We start from the raw sequence: 22,803 nt of genomic DNA on the forward strand, positions 1-22,803 counted from the left end.
ATGTTATATAAAAAAATAAACCTTCTGTCTAAAATAACAGAAAAGTTATTTTAGACAGAAGGTTTTAGTTTTTCTTTAATTGTACAATTTATTTATTCGTCATCCATCTTAAGTACACTCATAAAGGCCTCTTGAGGTACTTCAACTGATCCGACTTGTTTCATCCGTTTTTTACCAGCTTTTTGTTTCTTCAATAGTTTTTGACGACGGGTTACGTCACCACCATAAAGTTTAGCTGTAACATCTTTACGTAATGCTTTGATGTTTGAACGCGCAACAATTTTTTGTCCGATTGCTGCTTGAACTGGGATTTCGAATTGATGTCTTGGAATGATCGTCTTCAATTGATCAACGATCGCTTTTCCACGATTGAAAGCAAAGTCTTTATGGACGATGAATCCTAAAGCATCTACTTTTTCGCCGTTTAATAGAATATCCATCTTAGATAGAGCACTCTTCTTATAGCCAATCATTTCGTAGTCTAAAGAAGCATAACCTTTAGTACTTGATTTTAACTTATCGAAGAAATCATATACGATTTCAGATAAAGGAATTTCATAAACCACGTTTACTCGGTTATCGTCCATATAATCCATCGTTAGGAAGTCGCCACGTTTGCGTTGTGCGATTTCCATAACTGCACCAACGTAATCATTTGGAACCATGATTGTTGCTTTTACGTAAGGTTCTTCAATCGATTCAATCACACCTGGTTCAGGCATTTCAGCCGGATTCGCTACGATTTTTTGAGTACCATCAGTTAAATTAGCGTGATAAATAACGGATGGAGCTGTTGTAATCAAGTCTAGGTTAAATTCACGTTCAAGACGTTCTTGAATAACGTCCATGTGCAATAGTCCTAAGAACCCACAACGGTATCCAAATCCAAGTGCTTGAGAAGTTTCAGCTTCAAATTGTAAAGCTGCATCGTTTAATTGTAACTTATCTAAAGCGTCTCTTAAATCGCCATAACGAGATGAATCAATTGGGTACATTCCACAATAAACCATTGGTGTCATTTTGCGGTATCCTTCTAATGATTCTGCAGCAGGATTGTTAGCTAATGTGATCGTATCCCCAACTCGAGTATCTTGAACGGTTTTGATATTAGCTGTAACGTATCCAACGTCACCAACCATCAAGAAATCGCGTTTGATCGGTTTAGGTGAGAAAATCCCCACTTCAGCTACTTCAAACGTTTTCCCATTACTCATCATCTTCATGGTATCTCCAGGTTTGATCATCCCTTCCATCACGCGGATATTCAATACCACTCCACGATATGCATCGTAAGCTGAATCAAATATTAAAGCTTTCAAAGGACTGTCAGTGTCGCCAACTGGAGCAGGAACTTTTTCTACGATTTGTTCTAAAATATCTTCGATCCCAATACCTGCTTTAGCACTTGCAAAAACAGCTTCACTTGCATCGATTCCAATTACATCTTCGATCTCAGCACGAACACGTTCTGGATCTGCAGCTGGTAAATCGATTTTATTGATAACCGGGATGATCTCAAGGTCATTGTCTAAGGCAAGATAAACGTTTGCCAATGTTTGTGCTTCAATTCCTTGTGCTGCATCAACAACAAGAATAGCTCCTTCACAGGCTGCCAAACTTCTTGAAACTTCATATGTGAAATCGACGTGACCTGGTGTGTCAATCAAGTGTAACGTGTACGTTTCGCCGTCTTTTGCTGTATAGTTCAATTCAATCGCATTTAATTTGATGGTGATTCCACGTTCACGTTCAAGATCCATAGAATCCAATAATTGTGCTTGCATATCACGATCAGCAACCGTATGTGTCATTTGTAAAATACGATCGGCTAATGTTGATTTTCCATGGTCAATATGGGCAATAATGGAAAAATTCCGAATGCGTTTTTGTCTTTCAGTTAATTCCTGTTTATTCATTTAGTCGTGCCTACCTTCTTTATTTATTCCGAAAAAGTGTCACTGTAAATTATACCAGTGAAAGCCTTGAATTACAATGTATTAGAGAGAAACTAACGTTTAAGGCAAAAGAAAACCTAAGCGATCGCTTAGGTTTTCTTTCAGATCATACATAATGCTAATTCTTATTAAACCAATCGGTTCATTTCTTTTTCTTATCTGCTTTAAATGCGTCTTTTACTTTATCAAAAATAGAACCATCTTGTTCTTCAACTTCCATACCGCTCGCTTGAGCAAATTGTCTCAACAAGTCTGTTTGTTCTTTTGATAGATTTTTTGGCGTCATCAATTTAACTTTTACGTGTTGGTCTCCAGTACCTGTACCGCGTAATTTTGGTGCTCCTTTGCCTCTCAAGCGGAAGTTCGTTTCTGTTTGAGTTCCAGCAGGTATTTTAAGTTTAACTTTACCATGGACGGTTGGAACTTCAACCTCATCCCCTAGAGTAGCTTGGACAAAATTGATCGGCAATTCATAATAAATTTCTGATCCATTTCGTTCAAATTCTTTGCTGGCTTTCACACGGAAAACAACATATAAATCGCCGTATGGTCCACCATTCTTACCGGCTTCACCTTGACCGTTCAAGCGCATTTGATTTCCATCTTCAACACCTGCAGGGACAGTCACTTTAACCGTATGTTTGTCTTTCATATGTCCAGAACCATGACAAGTTGGACAAGACTCTTTAATTTCTTGACCAGTACCATGACAAACATCACAGGTTTGACGAGTCATTACTCGTCCAAGCGGAGTATTCCGTTCAACATTTAATGAACCTGTACCATGACATTTAGAACACGTTACAGGATGAGTACCAGGTTTAGCACCATCACCATGACACGTTTTACATTCTTCTTCACGGTTGTAGCTGATCGTTGTTTCTTTACCAAAGATAGCTTCTTCAAATTCAAGATTTAAAGAGTACTGTAAATCTTCTCCTTGGCGAGGAGCGTTTGGATTATATGAACGACCTCCGCCGCCACCAAAGAATGATTCAAATATATCTTCAAATCCGCCGCCGCCGAAACCACCACCAAAGCCACCGCCGCCGAATCCGCCACCGCCTGCTCCAAAGTTTGGATCAGTACTTGCATGACCATATTGATCGTAAGCAGCTCGTTTATTCGCATCACTTAATACTTCATAAGCTTCAGCAACTTCTTTAAATTTTTCTTCTGCCCCAGCTTCTTTATTAATGTCTGGGTGGAACTTCTTTGATAATTTTCGGTATGCCCTTTTTATTTCATCATCGGAAGCACTTTTTGATACTCCTAATACTTCGTATAAGTCTCTTTTAGCCATAATTTCCCTCCATCGTTACGTATGACAATTTTTTATCTATCCTCTAAATTAGCCTTAATGAGCATAGCATATCTAGAAGAAAAAGCCAAAAGCAATTTGCCTTGGCTTTCTCATTCCATCATCTATTGATACGATTATTTATTGTCGTCATCGACTTCTTCAAAATCAGCATCTACAACATCGTCAGATCCACCTTGTGTTCCTTCTTGTGCATCTTCAGGGTTAGCTTCTGCTTGAGCTTGAGCGGCTTGTTCATACAATTTAACTGTAAGAGCTTGTACGATTTCGTTTAACTCATCACGTTTAGTTTTCATTGCTTCAATATCATTTGCTTCAACAGCAGCTTTTAATTCATCACGAGCTTCTTCAGCTTTTTTAACTTCAGCTTCATCAACTTTACCTTCAAGTTCAGTGATTGTTTTATCAACTTGGAATAATAATTGATCCACTTCGTTACGTAATTCTACTTCTTCTTTACGAGCTTTGTCTGCTTCAGCGTTAGCTTCTGCATCTTTAACCATACGTTCGATTTCTTCATCGCTTAAACCTGAAGAAGATTTAATGGTAATCGTTTGTTCTTTTTGAGTTCCTAAATCTTTCGCACTTACGTTAACGATTCCGTTTTTATCAATATCAAATGTTACTTCGATTTGAGGAATACCACGAGGTGCAGCAGGAATATCAGTCAATTGGAAGCGACCTAATGTTTTGTTGTCAGCTGCCATTGGACGTTCACCTTGCATAACGTGTACATCAACAGCTGGTTGATTATCAGCAGCAGTTGAGAATACTTGTGATTTACTTGTTGGGATCGTTGTATTACGATCGATCAATTTAGTAAATACGCCACCCATTGTTTCAATACCTAATGATAATGGAGTAACATCTAATAATACGATGTCTTTAACATCACCAGTGATAACTCCACCTTGGATTGCAGCACCCATTGCTACAACTTCATCAGGGTTAACTGATTTGTTTGGTTCTTTACCAGCTTCTTTACGTACAGCATCTACAACAGCTGGAATACGTGTTGATCCACCTACTAAGATAACTTCGTCAATTTCAGATGTAGACAATCCAGCATCTTTAAGAGCTTGACGAACAGGTCCTTTAGTACGTTCTACTAAGTCATAAGTTAATTCGTCAAATTTTGCACGAGTTAAGTTGATTTCTAAGTGCATTGGTCCAGCTTCACCAGCAGTGATAAATGGTAAACTGATTTGTGTTGAAGTTACACCTGACAAGTCTTTTTTAGCTTTTTCAGCAGCATCTTTCAAACGTTGAACAGCCATTTTATCTTTAGATAAGTCAATGCCGTTTTCTTTTTTGAATTCAGCTACCAAGTAGTCCATGATTTTGTTATCAAAATCATCTCCACCTAATTTGTTGTCTCCAGCAGTAGACAATACATCAAATACTCCGTCACCTAATTCAAGGATAGAAACGTCAAATGTACCACCACCAAGGTCAAATACTAATACTTTTTCTTCTTTGTCTGTTTTGTCTAAACCATAAGCTAATGCAGCAGCAGTTGGTTCATTTACAATACGTTCAACTTCAAGACCAGCAATTTTACCTGCATCTTTAGTTGCTTGACGTTGTGCATCGTTGAAGTAAGCAGGAACAGTGATAACAGCTTTATCAACTGTTTCGCCTAAATAACTTTCAGCATAGCCTTTCAAATATTGAAGAATAGTTGCAGAAATTTCTTGTGGAGAGTATTTTTTTCCATCAACTTCTACTGAATAGCCAGCTTCGCCAATATGACGTTTGATTGAACTAATTGTGTTAGGGTTTGTTACAGCTTGACGTTTTGCAACTTCTCCTACTTGCATTTCTCCATTTTTAAAAGCAACGACTGAAGGAGTCGTACGGTTACCTTCTGGATTCGGAATAATTTTTGCTTCTCCGCCTTCTAATACAGCTACTGCTGAGTTTGTTGTTCCTAAGTCAATTCCAATAATTTTTCCCATTTTAAAATCCCTCATTTATATATTATTTTAGTTTTTTTATATTTTTATAAGCATTATTGAGCAACGATAACCATTGCTGGACGTAATACACGTCCCTTTAAATCATACCCTTTTTGTAAAACTTGTACAACTGTTTCACTTGTTTGACCTTCTTCAACAGGTACGGTTTGAATAGCCTGATGAAAATTAGGATCAAAAGGTTTATTTAAAGGATCGATAACGTCAATTCCTTCATTTTTTAATGCAGTGTTGAAGGTTTCCATTACCATTTCGATCCCTTTTTTCAAACTTTCTCCATGCTCATCTTTTACTTCTATAGCTAGAGCACGTTCTAAGCTATCAATAACTGGAAGTAATTCTGTTGCTAAAGACTGTGAACGGTACTTAGCCGCATCTTCACGCTCTTTTGCATTGCGTTTTTGGATATTTGCCATTTCAGCTTGAACACGCAAATATTTGTTTTCCATTTCATTTAAAGCAGCTCTTGCTTCAGCAAGTTCATCAATTTCTGGTTGTTGTTCTTCTTCAACAGATTCAGTATTTTCTGCTCTATTTTCAAGAGTTTCTTCTACTGTTTCTATTGTTGATTCTTCAACGACTTCTTGTTCTTGCTTATCTTTTTTATTTCTAGCCACATCAACAGCTCCTTTTTGATTAATCATCTACTGAATTGTAGTAGTCGATTATTTTTCTTGAAAGCTCATGTCTAAATACATCCACAAGTCCAATCATTTTTGAATAAGGCATATTCGTCGGACCTAACAAAGCGATAACTCCTGAGTTATATCCTGCAATATCATAGCTAGCTGTAATTAAACTAAACTCATTAAAGAGTTCATTATTTAACTCAGTGCCAATTTTCACAGTGATTCCTGATGTACTAGGAATCAATAGAGAAGATAAATCATGAGTACCATCCATTAAGGAATAAATAGATTTGAATTTCTCAACATTCAACTCACTTGAGAAATCTAGTATATTCATTCTTCCACCTACATGCATCCGATCTTGTCCAGCTTTCATAAAAATACTTTCAAAGATGTCCATCATTCCTTCACTTGTCTTAACATATTTGTTCAACAATAAAGGAATGTCTGTTTTCAGCCTTCTAAACACTTCCATTAGTGGCAATCCAACTAATTGTTCATTAAAGATACGAACAATTTTTTCTAACTCATTAGCATCCATTGATTTTGGAATAGTAAATACCTGGTTCTCTACATGGCCCTTATTGGTAACTAATATGGCCATGACTTGATAATCATTTAATGGTACCAAACGAAAACCGGTCAAGATACTCTCTTTGATCTCAGGACCTAACGCGATAGCTGTGTAGCTGGTCAAACTTGAAAGCAATTCAGCCGATTGAAAAACAATTTCATCCAACTGTCTAAATTGATTTCCTAATGCACTCTTGATGACTGCAAGATCTTTTTGTTGTATTTTTGCTGGATGAACCAGATAGTCCACATAAAAACGATAGCCTTTTAATGAAGGAACACGACCTGATGACGAATGTGTTTTTTCAATGAAGCCTAGTTCTTCAAGACGTCCCATCTCATTCCGAATGGTAGCAGAACTAAAATTAATATCCGCTTCATTCATTAAGGTCTTAGACCCGATTGGAGTCTCATATGAAGTGTATAAGCGAATGATAGACTTTAAGATCAAAATCTGCCTTTCAGTTAACATTTACATCACCTCTTTTTAGCACTTGAAACTATTGAGTGCTAACACATGTATTAATTTACCAAATATAACTAATTCTGTCAATAATTTTTGCTTAATTTTTGACTAATTTTGACGTTTATTTTAATTGATCTCATTAACCTTGATATTTCAGCATTTCTAATTAAAAAAAGCGGCATTAAAAATGGTATGCCCATTTTTAATACCGTTTCTATTGGATTAAACTGCACTCTTTCTTAGCTTTTTTTATTTCTTGTTTGACTTGATCGAATCCAGTGCCGCCTAAAGAATTTCTTCTTTCAACAGCCATACGAGAGTCCAGCAAGGCATAAACATCTTCTTGGATGACTGGTGCGACTTTTTGAAACTCTGCTAACGGAATATCTTGTAAAAACCCACCATTCTTCAGGCAGTTTAATACAAGTTTGCCCACGATTTCATGTGCTTCTCTAAACGGTATACCTTTTGAAGCAAGATAGTCAGCCAATTCAGTCGCATTTGAGAAATCCTGAGTTGTTGCTTCACTCATTTTCTCTTCATTGATGACCATACCTTCTAACATGCCAGAAAAAACTTTCAAACACTCTTTGGTTGTTTTTACCGTATCAAACATACCTTCTTTATCTTCTTGCAAGTCTTTATTATAAGCTAATGGCAAACCTTTCATTATTGTTAATAATGAAAATAGATTGCCATATACTCGACCTGTTTTCCCTCGGATCAATTCTGCCATATCTGGATTTTTCTTTTGCGGCATAATTGAGCTTCCAGTCGAATAAGTATCCGTCAGACTAACGAATTGATATTCATGACTGGTCCAAAGAATGATTTCTTCACAAAAACGGGAAAGATGCATCATCACTATACTGCTGTTTGACAGAAACTCAATGATATAGTCACGATCACTTACCGCATCCAGACTATTTGAATAGATAGAATTGAATCCTAGTTGTTCAGCAGTCTCTAAACGATCGATTGGAAAAGTAGTACCGGCTAGAGCTGCAGCACCTAAAGGGGAAAAATCGATTCGTTTGAAACTTTCTTGATAGCGTTCAAGATCTCGTTTAAACATATTATAGTAAGCCAACAGATGATGAGCAAAAGAAATCGGTTGTGCATGTTGCAAATGAGTGTAACCAGGAATAATGGTCTCAACATGATCTTCAGCTTTTAGCAAAATAACTTTTTTTAAGTCTTCCAGCAGCTCAGAAACTTCTCCAACCTGTTTTTTCAAATAAAGATGCATATCGGTCGCTACTTGATCATTGCGACTTCTGGCCGTATGCAGCTTTCCTGCCACAGGCCCAATTTCTTTATGAAGAAGCGTCTCAATATTCAAATGAATGTCTTCATTTTCAATAGAAAATATCAACTCTTTATTTTTTGCTTTTACTAATAATCGTTCTAATCCTTTGATAATTTCATCTGCTTCTTCTTGACTGACGATCGATGTTTTGGCTAACATTTTGACGTGAGCTAAGCTCCCAATTATGTCTTCCTCAGCCAAAACTTGATCTACTTCAATGGAAGCTCCAAATTCATCGATCCATTTTTGATTTTCGCCTTCAAAACGACCGCCCCATAATTTTTTCATCTTTGTCATCCTAACTGTATTTGACTAGTTGTATTTAGTTATTTTAATTTAACTGTATCTTTTACTTTATTTACTTCTGCATGCACTTTTGTTGGCAGACCCCATAACTTAATGAATCCAACTGAAGCTTCTTGATTGAACGTATCAGCAGAAGTATAAGTTGCCAAGTTTTCATCATACAATGAATTTGGCGATTTTCTGCCTTCTACTATCGCATGACCTTTGAATAATTTTACACGAACCGTTCCATTCACGTATTTTTGAGTTGATTTCAAAAAGGCAATTAAACTTTCGGTTAATGGATTAAACCATAGACCGTTATAAATCATTTCTGTTATTTTTTGTTCGATTATGGGTTTAAAGTGTGCGATATCTTTAACGAATGTTAAATCTTCCAATTCTTTATGAGCAGTCATAAGCGTTACTGCTCCTGGAGCTTCATATACTTCACGAGATTTGATTCCAATCAATCTGTTTTCAATATGATCGATCCGACCCACCCCATGTTTTCCTGCAATGCTATTCAACTGTTGGATTAAATCCGGCAAACTGTACTCAACTCCATCCAGAGCTATCGGTACACCCGCTAAAAATTCAATTTCAATCATTTCTGGAATGTCTGGTGTATCTTCTAAGCTGGTAGTTAGATCATAAGCAACTTCTGGCGGAGCAATCCATGGATTTTCTAAAACGCCGCATTCATTACTTCTTCCCCAAAGATTTTGATCGATGGAAAACGGATTATCTAAATCAATTGGTACAGGAATGTTATGTTCAATAGCATAATTGATTTCTTCTTCTCTTGACCATGTCCAATCACGAACAGGTGAAAGGACGGTTAATTCGGGAGCTAAAGAATGGATTGCAACTTCAAAACGAACTTGATCATTTCCTTTTCCTGTACAGCCATGAGCTACAGCTACCGCTTCCTCTTTTAAAGCCACTTCAACTAATTTTTTAGCAATCAGCGGACGAGATAACGCAGAAATCAGAGGATATTTACCTTCATAATACGTATGAGCTTGCAATGCGATCAATGCATAGTCGTTTGCAAATTCTTCTTTTGCATCGATTGTATATGATGCGCTAGCTCCCATTTTTAATGCTTTTTCTTTAATAAAGTCTAAGTTTTTGCCTTCTCCAACATCTAAACAACAAGCGACTACATCGTATCCTTCATCGATCAACCACTTAATGGAGACAGATGTATCTAATCCTCCCGAGTAAGCTAAAACTACTTTTCCTTTTTTCATAACGACACCTCATTTTCATAAATTTATTGCATGAAAGTATCCTAACATGGCAAAAAGATTAAAACAAGCAATTAATGTTTTTTTATGCTCTTTTTTGTATTTTTCTGCTTATTAACGAAAAATTAGTGTATATTATATAAATATATTCACTAATTATGTATAAAGTTGATTTAACAATTAAAGTAACCCCTCATATTATTTTCATTTTATCCAAAAAAAAAGCGGGAGACAAAAAGTGTTTAGACCCTAATCTTCTAACGCATACCTTATCTCTAAGCGACTAAAGCCATAAGAGCTAGGACAAATGGAACCAATAAGCGCAGTATGGTCATCAACCATCAAGCGTTGAATAAAAGCACTGTAGGCTAACGCCTAAGTGTATCCTGTCTGTACGTAGCTGAAGCCACTAGGCATGACAAAGTGGACGTCGAGTCTGCTTTTTGGAGCACGGTTTAGATTAAACTTTCGTATATAAAGAAAGAGGCCGGGATTTTTATCCCAGCCTCCATAAATGTTTTATTTTTTTCAAATCCTAAATCAAGTTAAAAAATTTGCATGTGGCATTTCTTTATAGTGTTCAAAAAAATGTGCCGTATCTAATTCGTCTTGCTTAAGTTGCTCAATTAGAGCATCAATTGAGTCAAATTTTTCTTCATCACGCAAGTATTCATACCAGAAAACGGTCACTTCTTCACCATAAATGTCTTTATTGAAATCAAGAATGTATACTTCAACCGTTAAAGGCCGATTGGGTTCAAAGGTTACGTTATAACCAATAGAAGCCATACCATTATACAGTTGATCGCCAACTAAAATTTTAACAGCATACACGCCTGTTCGTGGTAATTTCACATGGTTTTCTACTTCTATATTCGCTGTTGGAAATCCCAATAATCTGCCTCTTGCATCTCCATGAACAACTCTTCCTGGAGATGCATAAATGTAACCTAATAAATTATTAACAACAGGCATATCGCCAACCTCTAAGGCTAAACGAATGCGTGTAGAACTAATTTTGTCGTCTTTGAGCGTCTGTTTTTCTACTACTACAATTTCAAAGCGATTTTTAGCATACTGCGGCAGATGATGCATAGAAGCCACTTCTTTTTTTCCAAATGTATAATCAAAACCAGCTACAACGGTTTGTGCGTGCAGTCCAACAATGTATTGTTCCACAAAATCTTGCGGTGACAAACTAGCAAAAGCAGATGTAAAATCTACTTCATATAGAAAATCCACACCAATTTTTTCCATCAACTCTTCTTTACGGGAAACTGTTGAAAGATATTTATGATGATCCGGATTTAATTTTTGAAAAACAATCGATGGGTGTTGGTTAAATGTCATAACAGCTAATTTTAACTGATCTTTCTCAGCAATACTTCTTGCTCTGCCAATTACTTCTTGATGACCTCTATGTACTCCATCAAAAAAGCCCAACGCGAGTACTACATTATCTTTAGGGATTTCATCTACTTGGTAAGGGTGATGTAGTCTAATAATTTCCATAGTGTGAAAACTCCTTTATAAATTATTCCGTAAAACTTTAACCGGCTTTAAGTAATCCTTTTTGCTCGGATGCACAGCATAGATGCTGACTGCCTTTTGAAGATAAGTGAACACGATGGGCATTGATACATTTAAGTCTTTAGGCACAGTATCAATAGGCAAGACTGCTCCATTTTTTACTTTATCCCACAAATCTTCAGTTATATCAAATGAAGGCAGTTCTTTTAAACCAAATTCTAAAGGAAATAAGTGCTTTTCAATTTCTAATTGTTCCATTTTTTCAGCAACTTGTTCTAATGTCAAACAATCACTTGGTTTAAACGTTCCACTCAATATACGTGTTAAATCAGACATATGCGCTGGAAATCCAAGCTTTTCACCTAAATCAACAGCTAACGTACGAACGTAAGTCCCTTTGCCACAAGCAACTTCAAACGTCCAAGAGACTGTCCCATTTTCTTCATCTATTACAAGATCAGATGTCCGTTTAAATTGCTTGATTTCTGCCAATCGAACTGGTCGTTCGACCGTTTCACCAGCTCGCGCATACTCATACAATTTTTTTCCATTTACTTTTACTGCAGAATACATAGGAGGAATTTGAGTGATGGTCCCTTCCATATGTTTCATTGCATCATCAATAGCTTCCAATGCTGGAATGGCTTCTACTCTAACACGCTCAACAATTTCACCACTACGGTCTTCTGTCGTTGTTGAATACCCTAGCGTAATTTCACCTATATAACCTTTGCCTGTCTCCATCATGTACTCAACAACTTTTGTTGCTTTTCCAACACAAATAGGCAACACGCCATCTACATCTGGATCTAATGTACCTGTGTGTCCAATTTTTTTTGTTTTTAAAATTTTTCTGAGTTTAAATACACAATCATGGCTGGTCATGCCACGTTCTTTCCATAAAGGGAGAATACCTTCCATTGCTAAATCCCAACCTTCCATTTTCAACTCTCCTAGTATACCATAATTCTAGAAAACCCGTCATCCATTAAAATAGTAGTGGTTCCTATTATTTTTAAACTAAAAAAAAAATCTATCAAAGATAGACTTTTTTTAGTTTAAATATTTAGTAATTTCTTTCTCATAACTCAAACTCACATCAGTCAACACAGAAAGTTCACCATTTGCTTCTAGTAATACCGCAAAAACTTTATCAGATGAACACCTGGCTTGAGTTCGAATAGCAGAATAAATATTTTCTTTAGTTACTCGACTTTTTTTCATTGTATTTTCTAAAAATTCACCTTTTAAAAATAAAACTTTTGGAGGTGGATCGATGTATTTTGAAAAAAAAGACCATTTGAAAATAATTTTTGATACGAGAAATTGCAAAAATAAGAGTACTACAATAGCTAAAAACCCATTGATTATAGTAACTTCTTTTAAAATCAAGGTAGATGAAATTACTGAACCTATCGTAAATGAAGTAATAACATCTTGTATACTCATATTTGAAACACTTCTATTCCCAAAAATTCTTAAACTGATAAGTAACAATATATAGGTTATTAATGTTGAAAAAAGGATTCTAAAGACTGGCGTCCAACTATCAAAAAATAGATTTGGTATTCCTATCTCTGTTTGTAAGCTTATTAAGAAATCTGACATAAAGTCCCTCCTCTATTAAGTTTATCGAAAAAAATATAGACAGTAAAGAAAATGAACTTTGAGAAAAAAAGAACAGTGTTAAGACATTTTGTCTCGACACTGTTCTTTTATACTTATATTCTTTTTAATCTTTATTTAAATTACGCAACAATTCATCAATATGGTTACCATATTCAACAGATGCATCACGTTCAAATGTTAATTCTGGTGTTTTGTAAAGCGTTAAGCGTTGGCCTAACTCTCTTCTGACTAAGCCAGAAGCTTTATCTAATCCTAATTGCGTTTTTTCACGGTCACTAGCTTTATCAGATAAAATACTATAGAAAATAGTTGCTTGTTGAAGATCACCTGTTACACGAACATCGGTTATGTTTACATCAGCAACACGGGGATCTTTCACGCGTTTTTTCAAAATGTCATTTACTTCTCTTTGAATTTCTTGTGAAACACGTCCAATTCTATGGTTTGCCATGTTTACCCCTACTTTCTTATATTAATTATTTGCGTTTGATTTCAACCATTTCATAAGCTTCGATAATATCATCCACTTGAACTTCGTTGTAATCTTTAATCATAAATCCACATTCAAAACCTTTTTTCACTTCTTTAGCATCGTCTTTAAAGCGTTTCAAACTTGCTAATTCGCCTTCAAAAATAACGATATTATCGCGAATCAAGCGGATACTGCTGCTACGAGTAATGTAGCCATCCGTAACAAATCCACCAGCAATTGTACCAACTTTAGATACTTTGAATGTTTCACGAACTACAGCTTGTCCTGTTACTTTTTCTTCGTATTCAGGATCTAATAGACCCTTCATAGCTGTTTCAATTTCATCGATTGCGTTATAAATGATACGGTGCAAGCGAATATCTACTTGTTCTTGTTCAGCTTGGATTTTTGCTTGTGGAGTCGGACGAACATTAAACCCGATAATGATCCCATTACTTGCAGCTGCTAAAGTAATATCACTTTCGTTAATTGCTCCAACTGCCGTATGAATCATTTTCACGCGTACGCCTTCTACATCAATTTTTTGCAAACTTGATGATAGTGCTTCGGCAGAACCTTGTACATCAGCTTTAATGATAACATTAACTTCTTTCAATTCTCCTTCTTGTAAACTAGAGAATAAGTTGTCAATCGTTACACGGTTCGTTGCTGAACGTTGCTCAGCCATCGCTTTTTTCTCACGTGTTTCTCCTGCTGCACGAGCTGTTTTTTCGTCTTCAAAGACAACAAATTGATCTCCAGCTTGAGGAGCAGTGTTTAATCCAGTGATTTCAACTGGAGCAGAAGGGCCAGCATGTTTAACACGGCGGCCATTTTCGTTGACCATTACACGTACACGACCATAAGTGTTCCCTACTACAATAGGGTCTCCTACGTTAAGAGTTCCTTCTTGGACAAGTAAAGTCGCAATTGGACCTTTAGATTTGTCTAAACGAGCTTCGATTACTGAACCAAGAGCTAAACGTTTAGGATCAGCTTTTAAGTCTTCAACTTCAGCTACAAGTAAAATCATTTCTAATAATTCGTCTAAGTTTTGACCGAACTTAGCTGAGATTTCAACGAATATCGTGTCTCCACCCCAAGATTCCGGAACCAAACCGTATTCTGTTAATTCTTGCATCACTCGTTCAGGATTAGCATCTGGTTTATCTACTTTATTTACTGCTACGATAATTGGAACTTCTGCTGCTTTAGCATGATTGATAGCTTCAACCGTTTGTGGCATAACCCCATCATCTGCAGCTACTACGATAATCGTAATATCTGTTACATCAGCACCACGAGCACGCATCGTTGTAAACGCAGCATGTCCTGGAGTATCTAAGAATGTGATGACTTTTCCATCAACATCTACTTGATAAGCACCAATATGTTGTGTGATTCCGCCGGCTTCGCCTAAACTTACTTTTGTATTTCTAAGTGAGTCTAGTAACGTTGTTTTACCATGGTCAACGTGTCCCATGATCGTTACTACTGGTGGACGAGTAGTTAGATTTTCTTCAGCAGATTCTTGCTCAAAGTAAACATCTAAATCAGACACATCTACTTGAACTTTCTCTTCTGTTGCAATGCCGTACTCTTCAGCCAATAATTCAATCGCTTCTTTGCCTAAACTTTGGTTCAATGTAGCTACGACACCAAGCATGAATAATTTTTTGATGATTTCAGCTGGTTCGCGGTAAATCTTTTTAGAAATATCCGCTACTGTCATACCGTCTGTATACACAAGAACTTCAGGTAATTCTTTAAATTTACGTGCTACTGGTGGTGCTACTGGTTTAGTTTCACCTTTTTTACCTTTTCTCTTACGTTTGTTGAATCCGCCATGTGTTCCCACACTTCCACGGTTAAAAGGTCTGTTACCAGTACGTTTATTCTTATTGCCTGCTGGAGCAGCAGCTGCACGTTGTGGTGCTTGATTTCCAGTTCCGCTTTGAGCAGTTTGACTGCTTGTTTGCGTTTTTGGTTTTGTTGATGCAGCTGGTTTAGCTGCTGGTTTACTTGTTGAAGCTGGTTTTACAGTTGTTGTGTTTTTCGGTTTACTTGTAACAGCATTCGTTTCTTTTGATGCTGGGCGATTTGGTTGTGATTGATTGGATTGATTCTTCTGATTCGTTATAGGATTACCACCTTTTTGATTTTTTGTACTTGACGTACTCGTTGCTTTTTTGGGGTCGTTATTTTTAGAAACTGCGTTACTTTTATTGTTTGAAACAAAAATAGTATTTAGCTTTTCTACCTGTTTATCATCCATAGCAGACATATGACTGTTATAGTCGATTCCAAGTTCTTTAGCCTTATCAATAACACTTTTTGTTGGTACATCCAATTCTTTGGCGTACTCATATACACGTTTTTTAGCCATGTTATCACCCTCCAATTAAATCGATAATAATTCTCGGAATTTTTTTCCAAAGCCATTATTCGTGACGGTGCAAATGGTTCGTTCTTTTCCTATTGCTTGGCTTAATTCACTTCTCGTAAAGTGAATTATAAAAGGAATCTGATAATAAATACACTTATCCGAGATTTTTTTCTTAGTATTTTCACTTGCATCAGTAGCAACAATGACAACTTTCGCGGTCTGATTTCTGATTTCTTTTAAACTTAGATCTTCTCCAGTTGTAAGCTTACCTGCTCTGGTTGCCATACCTAAGAGATTTAACACCTTTTGTTCCTCTATCATAAACTCATCCTAGCTTTTTGATGCGTAACATAATTTAAAAGCTCTTGATAAAAATGATCATCTAATGATGTGCCCAATACTTTATCCAAGACATGTTTATCCCATGAAGATTGGACAATTTCAGGTTCGATAGAGACATAAGCACCTCTTCCAGGTAACTTACCACTTGGATCGATAGATACTTGATTTTCTTTATTGATCACAATTCGGATCATGTCTTTTTTAGGTTTCATCTCATTAGAAACCACACATTTCCGCATAGGAATTTTACGTTTTGGCATTATTCTCACCTCTTGTTAGTCTTCCATACCGTCACGTTCTTCGGCTAATTCAATCAATTCCTCTGCAGATTCAGCATCTAGATTTCCTTCTTCAACGTCGTCATCAATTGAGATTTCGTCAAATTCAGTATCAAGATCTTCAACAGATTCAATGATTTCTTCTTCATTCAATTCTTGTTCTTGACTTTCAATCGTTTCAATTACTTCAGCATACTCTACATCTTTTTCTAATCCAACTTCTTCTTTAGCCATAGTAATAGCCTCCATGTCTGTTTCAGATTTGATATCGATTTTGTATCCAGTTAATTTAGCAGCTAAACGAGCATTTTGACCACGTTTACCGATTGCAAGAGAAAGTTGATAGTCAGGGACAACTACTAAACAGCTGCCGGCAGCTTCGTTAAAAGTCACACTGACAACTTGAGCCGGATTCAAAGCATTTCCGATATAAGTTGCAGGATCTGCATCCCATTCAACGATATCCATGTTTTCCCCTTTTAATTCATTGACGATTGCTTGAACACGTTGTCCTTTAGGTCCCACACAAGTTCCAACTGGATCAATGTGTTCCTCTCTAGAACGAACAGCCACTTTAGCGCGGTCTCCTGCTTCTCTAGCGATAGAAACAATTTCAACAACACCATCATAAATTTCAGGAACTTCTTGTTCAAATAAGCGTTTCAACAAATCTGGGTGACTGCGACTAACAAAGATTTGAGGCCCTTTTGATGTATTTTCAACTTTTGTTACATACACTTTAATACGGTCATGAGGCTTGTATACTTCATTAGGAATTTGTTCTTGTTTAGACAAGACAGCTTCGATCTTTCCTAAATTCACATAAATGTAACGGTGATCTTGTCTTTCAACGATTCCTTGCATAATGTCATTTTCGTAAGCAATAAACTCATTGTAAATGATATTTCTTTCTGCTTCACGCACACGTTGCATGATGACTTGTTTTGCAGTTTGAGCAGCAATTCGTCCAAAATCTTTTGGTGTTACTTCAAAACGAATTTTGTCGCCTAACTCATAAGCTTTATTTAAGTCTAACGCTTCTTCAATACCCACTTCAAGGCGAGAATCATAAACTACATCTACCACTTCTTTAACGGAGTAAACATGAATGTTCCCTTTTTTTAAATCAAATTCAACCTCAACGTTTTGCGCTTGGTTGTAGTTTCTTTTGTAAGCTGAAACCAACGCAACTTCTAATGCTTCAACAACAAATTCTTTTGAAATTCCTTTTTCTTGTTCTAAAGCATTAAGAGCATTTAACATTTCTTTGCTCATTTTTTTCTTCTCTCCTATCTCTAACATTAATTTAGTTTAAAATTGAATAGCTCTTCTGGCTTTTGCAATTGTTTTTCGGTTGAATTCGATATCTTTCACTCTTGTTTTAATGCGAATAGTCAATGTTAAGGTTTCATCATTTACTTCCTTTAATGTGCCTTCATAGATTTTTTCGCCGTCAACCGGTTCATATAATGAGAGATGGATGTATTCCCCAACTGCATTGATATAGTCTTCTTCTTTTTTTAGTGGTCTTTCAGCTCCAGGAGATGAAACCTCCAAGAAGTAGGCTTGTGGTATAGGATCTGGATCCGTTTTATCCATTTTTTCGCTGATTTTCTCGCTAATTAATGCACAATCCTCTAAATCAACACCCTCTGGTTTATCGATATAAACTCTTAAAAACCAATTTTTACCTTCTTTTATGAATTCAATGTCCACTAATTCAAACTGATTACTTTCAACAATAGGTTGTACGATTTCAGTTACTGTTTCTGTCACATTGCTCAACTTTTTTCGCCTCCTTATAGTTACTTTTCTAACTTACTGCCGAAAAAGAGTGAGCGTCACCGCTCACTCTCAACAGAATATCTAAATCCAAATAAATAGTACCATATATTTAATCAATAAGCAACAAAACACTATCAAATAAGTCTTTCTAGTTGCATTTTACTGAAAAAATAAAATTGCTTTAAACAAAAGGACACATTAAAAGAGATCAAATAAAGACAATTGATTTTCATCAGGCAACCCTTTTAACACTCCATTTTCATTTAAATACTCAATAACGGTTTTAGAAACTTTTCCTCTTTTAGCCAGATCTTCTTTTGAAAGAAACGGTTTGTCTTTTCGTGCTTCAATAACTTGTTTAGCAACGTTTGCTCCTAAACTTGGTACAGCTCTAAAAGGTGCAATTAATGAATTGCCTTCAATCACAAAATCACTAGCATCCGATTTTTCTAGATCTACCATTTTAAAATTAAAGCCTCGCTCAACCATTTCATTACTCAACTCTAAAACAGTTAAGAGATTTTTTTCTTTCGTTGAAGCATCCAATCCTTTATCCGTAATTTCTTTCATTTTAACCTTGATACTTTCTTTGCCCTTAGACATGGCAACTAAATCAAAGTCATCTGCCCGGACAGAGAAATAGGCAGCATAGTAAAGAATAGGGAAATGAACTTTGTAATAAGCTACACGTAAAGCCATTAATACATAGGCTGCAGCATGAGCTTTAGGGAACATATACTTGATTTTCAAACAAGAATCGATGTACCACTCCGGTATATTTTCATCTCGCATCGCTTTTTGCCAATCATCTGGAATGCCTTTACCTTTACGAACGGATTCCATTATTTTAAAGGCTAATCCATCTTCCATACCATTATGGATCAAGTAGACCATGATATCATCACGACAACCGATTACTTCGGATAAAGGAATATCATTCAAGCGTATCAGCTCTTCTGCATTTCCTAACCATACATCCGTTCCATGTGATAATCCTGATATCTGAAGCAATTCAGCAAATGTTGTCGGCTTCGTTTCTTCTAACATTCCTCTTACAAATCGCGTACCAAATTCTGGTATTCCTAATGTGCCCGTTTTTGATTGAATCTGTTCTGGTGTAACGCCAAGAACTTCTGTCCCACCAAAGATCTTCATCACTTCAGGATCATCAGTAGGAATCGTTTTAGGATCGACACCTGATAAGTCTTGCAGCATTCTAATAACCGTTGGATCATCGTGACCCAATATATCTAATTTTAAAACATTATCATGAATAGAATGGAAGTCAAAATGAGTCGTTTTCCATTCTGAATCCTGTGCATCTGCTGGGAATTGAATTGGTGTAAAGTCATACACGTCCATATAGTCCGGTATAACGATAATTCCTCCCGGATGCTGACCAGTCGTTCGTTTGACACCAGTAGAGCCTTTTGCTAAACGATCGATTTCTGCAGCCCGTAAATTCAGGTTATTGTCGCGTTCATACCCTTTTACATATCCAAATGCTGTCCGGTCTGCTACCGTACCAATCGTTCCTGCACGGAAAACATAGTCTTCACCAAACAATTCTTTTGTATAGTTATGTGCATTTGCTTGATAATCACCTGAGAAATTTAAATCAATATCGGGTACTTTATCTCCATAAAATCCTAAAAACGTTTCAAAGGGAATATCGTGTCCATCTTTGTGCAAACGAGCGCCACAATCAGGGCAATTTTTATCTGGAAGATCATACCCCGAACCAACAGAACCATCTGTATAAAACTCAGAATACTGACACTTAGGACAACTATAGTGTGGCGGCATTGGGTTTACTTCTGTAATTCCAGTCATTGTTGCGACAAAACTGGAACCCACTGAACCCCGTGAACCAACCAAATAGCCATCTGACATACTTTTATGAACCAGTTTTTGCGAAATCAAATAGATGACCGAGAACCCATTTCCGATGATGCTGTTCAGTTCTTTTTCGAGTCTTTTTTCAATGATTTCTGGTAATGGATTGCCATATAGTCTATGCGCTTCATCATAACTCAATTGACGTATTTCATCTTCTGACCCTTCAATTTTTGGAGTGTAAAGATCTGTTTTTATTGGTGTAATAGAATCATCCACCATATCTGCAATTTTATTTGTATTTTTGACAACGATTTGCTGTGCCGTTTCTGCTCCTAAAAATGAAAAAGTTTCTAACATCTCCGTTGTTGTTCTAAAATGTGCTTCAGGCAATTCAGACCGGTTTAAAGGGTTCGCTCCACCTTGAGAATTGATCAATATTTTACGATAAATGCTATCTTCAGGATTTAAATAATGCACATTCCCCGTTGCAACTGCTGGAATATTTAGATCCTCACCAATTTGAACAAGATTGCGAATGATCTCTTCTAAATCAGACTCATCTTTAACTAATTCTTGTTCAATCAAAGGGGCGTAAACTTCTTTTGGCATAACTTCGATGTAATCATAAAATTTGGCTTTATTTTTTGCTTCATCAAAACCTTTTTGCATGATGGCTTCAAAAACTTCCCCTTGGTTGCAAGCTGTTCCGATAATTAAACCTTCGCGCAGCTTGATTACTTCAGAGCGCGGCAGTCGTGCAGTCCGATAGAAATAATCGACCATCGATGAAGAAATCAGTTTAAAAAGATTTTTCAACCCTGCCTGAGTTGTTGCAATAATAGTTGCATGAAAAGGTCGAGCCCGTTTGTAAGCATCTCCTTCACCAATATGCTCATTTAATTGATCATGGAAATGCATGTCATGCTCTTCTTTGGCCTCTTTTAGGAAAAGCCAGCACAGATGTCCAGTTGTTTCAGAATCAAAAATAGCTCGGTGATGCTGTTCCAAATTGATGCCATATTTTTTTGCTAATGTGTTCAAACGATGGCTCTTATATTGTGGATGTAAAAAACGCGACAGTTCCAAAGTATCGATGACTGGGTTTACAGCATCTGGTATATTGTGTCTCGCATTGCTCGTGTTTAAAAAGCCCATATCAAAACTCGCATTATGAGCAACTAAAATAGAGTCTCCTGCGAATTCTTTAAATAATTTTAAAACTTCCTCTTCTGATTTTGAACCATGAACCATTTCGTCTGTGATTCCTGTCAAATTAATCGTTGTTTGCGATAAAGGATGACCTGGGTCAATGAAATGCTCAAAACTTTCAATAATATTGCCTTTATGCATTTTAACTGCAGATAACTCGATAATTTTATTATAGACAGCTGAAAGACCTGTTGTTTCGACGTCAAAAACAACGTAGGTTGCGTCCGTTAGTTCAATATGTTTAGGATTATAAGCTATAGGGACACCATCATCTACAATGTTGGCTTCAATTCCATAAAGAATTTTTATGCCATTTTTTTGACCCGCATGATAAGCATCTGGGAAAGATTGAGCACCAAAATGGTCGGTTATCGCAACAGCTTTATGTCCCCATTTAGCTGCTTGATCGACTAGATCTGTAACGGTATTTGTTGCGTCCATTTGGCTCATATTGCTGTGCAAATGCAATTCTACACGTTTTTCATCTTCTGGTGCGGTATCTTTACGTGATTCATGATCCCATTCAGTAATATCTTGAGCATTCAACACTAAGTCCCGCATAAAGTTATCTTCTTGAACGCTTCCTCTTGCTCGAACCCACATTCCTTTTTTGATCGCCGCAAATGCCGCTTCATCCTCTGGTGAATTCGAGAATTTTTTTACTGAGAATGAAGATGTATAGTCTGTTATTTTCACGATAAGCAATTGTCTTTCAGATCTCAATACTCTTACTTCTACATCGAATACATAACCCTCAACGGTTACACGGCGTTCTTCTTCGATAATTTGATCCATTTGTTTAACTTCTTCTTTAGCAGAAATTTTTCGACCTAACACAACTGGACCTTTTTGTGCTTGAACTTGATGTTTATTTTGTTTCTTTTCTTGTTCAGCTTTTTGAATGTTTTCATTCGCACGAATAGCCAAAAGAGTTTCAGATTCTTCTTTTTTTGCTTGGAACTCGGCTATTTTTTTCAAATGAGATGCTTCATCGATCACTGGTTCAATTTTGAATTTTGGAAAGCCTAAAGAACCATATGCTTCTTCAACTGGGGGCAAATATTGATTCATTAAATGTCCCTTTACCACTTCGTTTTCTACATAAAATTGGATTTTTTTACCGTTTAACAATGGAAATTGTTCTCTAAATGGTTTATCGCATATCGGAGAAGATACAGCACTTAATTTCACTGCAGTTGACCAATAATGTTCTAATTTTTCAATTGTCATTACAGGCTTGACCGTTTCAATGGTCAATTGGACCCGTGCAATAGTATGGAAAGCCAATTGCATTTTTTCAGAAAGATTTTGATACACTTCAAAAGGCAAAACATCTTGAAACTGCAAGTGAAAATTCCAACATTTTGATAACTTATGGACCGTTACTTTTAAAACTTTGGCTTGAGCAAAATAAGGTTTGTACCGTTCTTCATGTTGCAAACCTACTTGTTCTAGTAATTTTTGAAACATTTCTTCTTGATTTAAACTCATGAGAAACTCCTTTCACTTACAACGATAGAACTAAAGAAACAACACTATTATAAAAAAAGAATAATGGCAAAAGGA

General features: G+C 36.4%; 17 protein-coding genes. All 17 read right to left on the bottom strand.

What is annotated here, in order from left to right; translation table 11 throughout:
* Positions 1 to 92 precede the first annotated feature (92 nt).
* Positions 93 to 1,916, bottom strand: coding sequence for a translation elongation factor 4 (lepA, locus tag NST49_RS09420; RefSeq protein WP_341048269.1), 1,824 nt, complete (start codon positions 1,914 to 1,916; stop codon positions 93 to 95).
* A 181-nt stretch (positions 1,917 to 2,097) separates the two neighbouring features.
* Positions 2,098 to 3,261 (bottom strand): molecular chaperone DnaJ, encoded by a 1,164-nt coding sequence (gene dnaJ, locus NST49_RS09425; RefSeq protein ID WP_341048715.1) that lies wholly within the window; start codon positions 3,259 to 3,261, stop codon positions 2,098 to 2,100.
* Positions 3,262 to 3,392: 131 nt separating this feature from the next.
* A complete protein-coding gene (gene dnaK / locus NST49_RS09430; RefSeq protein WP_023177816.1) occupies positions 3,393 to 5,234 on the bottom strand; it encodes a molecular chaperone DnaK in 1,842 nt (613 codons plus the stop codon).
* Between the two features lie 53 nt (positions 5,235 to 5,287).
* Complete coding sequence (gene grpE, locus NST49_RS09435; protein ID WP_023177814.1) at positions 5,288 to 5,869, bottom strand: nucleotide exchange factor GrpE; 582 nt, start codon at positions 5,867 to 5,869, stop codon at positions 5,288 to 5,290.
* Between the two features lie 19 nt (positions 5,870 to 5,888).
* Positions 5,889 to 6,926, bottom strand: coding sequence for a heat-inducible transcriptional repressor HrcA (gene hrcA, locus NST49_RS09440; RefSeq protein ID WP_023177813.1), 1,038 nt, complete (start codon positions 6,924 to 6,926; stop codon positions 5,889 to 5,891).
* Positions 6,927 to 7,134: 208 nt separating this feature from the next.
* On the bottom strand, positions 7,135 to 8,517 hold the full coding sequence (gene argH / locus NST49_RS09445; RefSeq protein WP_341048270.1) for an argininosuccinate lyase: 1,383 nt from the start codon (positions 8,515 to 8,517) through the stop codon (positions 7,135 to 7,137).
* Positions 8,518 to 8,555: 38 nt separating this feature from the next.
* Positions 8,556 to 9,770 carry an argininosuccinate synthase gene (locus NST49_RS09450; RefSeq protein ID WP_341048271.1) on the bottom strand — a complete coding sequence of 405 codons (1,215 nt, stop codon included), beginning with the start codon at positions 9,768 to 9,770 and terminating at the stop codon, positions 8,556 to 8,558.
* 537 nt (positions 9,771 to 10,307) lie between these two features.
* Complete coding sequence (gene ribF / locus NST49_RS09455) at positions 10,308 to 11,279, bottom strand: riboflavin biosynthesis protein RibF (RefSeq protein ID WP_341048273.1); 972 nt, start codon at positions 11,277 to 11,279, stop codon at positions 10,308 to 10,310.
* A gap of 15 nt (positions 11,280 to 11,294) precedes the next feature.
* Entirely contained in the window at positions 11,295 to 12,218 is a 924-nt protein-coding gene (gene truB / locus NST49_RS09460; RefSeq protein WP_034538584.1) for a tRNA pseudouridine(55) synthase TruB, read from the bottom strand.
* Between the two features lie 132 nt (positions 12,219 to 12,350).
* Positions 12,351 to 12,905, bottom strand: coding sequence for a DUF421 domain-containing protein (locus NST49_RS09465; RefSeq protein ID WP_341048274.1), 555 nt, complete (start codon positions 12,903 to 12,905; stop codon positions 12,351 to 12,353).
* A 124-nt stretch (positions 12,906 to 13,029) separates the two neighbouring features.
* Entirely contained in the window at positions 13,030 to 13,377 is a 348-nt protein-coding gene (gene rbfA, locus NST49_RS09470; protein WP_023177807.1) for a 30S ribosome-binding factor RbfA, read from the bottom strand.
* 25 nt (positions 13,378 to 13,402) lie between these two features.
* On the bottom strand, positions 13,403 to 15,784 hold the full coding sequence (gene infB / locus NST49_RS09475) for a translation initiation factor IF-2 (protein WP_034536592.1): 2,382 nt from the start codon (positions 15,782 to 15,784) through the stop codon (positions 13,403 to 13,405).
* Between the two features lie 15 nt (positions 15,785 to 15,799).
* Positions 15,800 to 16,105: a L7Ae/L30e/S12e/Gadd45 family ribosomal protein gene (locus NST49_RS09480; protein ID WP_023177805.1), complete on the bottom strand. Its 306-nt coding sequence runs from the start codon at positions 16,103 to 16,105 to the stop codon at positions 15,800 to 15,802.
* Complete coding sequence (gene rnpM, locus NST49_RS09485) at positions 16,102 to 16,386, bottom strand: RNase P modulator RnpM (protein WP_023177803.1); 285 nt, start codon at positions 16,384 to 16,386, stop codon at positions 16,102 to 16,104. The genes NST49_RS09480 and rnpM overlap by 4 nt, the downstream gene beginning before the upstream one ends.
* A gap of 15 nt (positions 16,387 to 16,401) precedes the next feature.
* A complete protein-coding gene (gene nusA / locus NST49_RS09490; protein ID WP_023177801.1) occupies positions 16,402 to 17,679 on the bottom strand; it encodes a transcription termination factor NusA in 1,278 nt (425 codons plus the stop codon).
* 36 nt (positions 17,680 to 17,715) lie between these two features.
* A complete protein-coding gene (rimP, locus tag NST49_RS09495) occupies positions 17,716 to 18,189 on the bottom strand; it encodes a ribosome maturation factor RimP (RefSeq protein WP_034536588.1) in 474 nt (157 codons plus the stop codon).
* Positions 18,190 to 18,387: 198 nt separating this feature from the next.
* On the bottom strand, positions 18,388 to 22,728 hold the full coding sequence (locus NST49_RS09500; RefSeq protein ID WP_341048282.1) for a PolC-type DNA polymerase III: 4,341 nt from the start codon (positions 22,726 to 22,728) through the stop codon (positions 18,388 to 18,390).
* Between the last annotated feature and the right edge of the window lie 75 nt (positions 22,729 to 22,803).

Source organism: Carnobacterium sp. FSL W8-0810, from assembly GCF_038007125.1.
GTDB classification, from domain to species: Bacteria; Bacillota; Bacilli; order Lactobacillales; family Carnobacteriaceae; genus Carnobacterium_B; species Carnobacterium_B inhibens.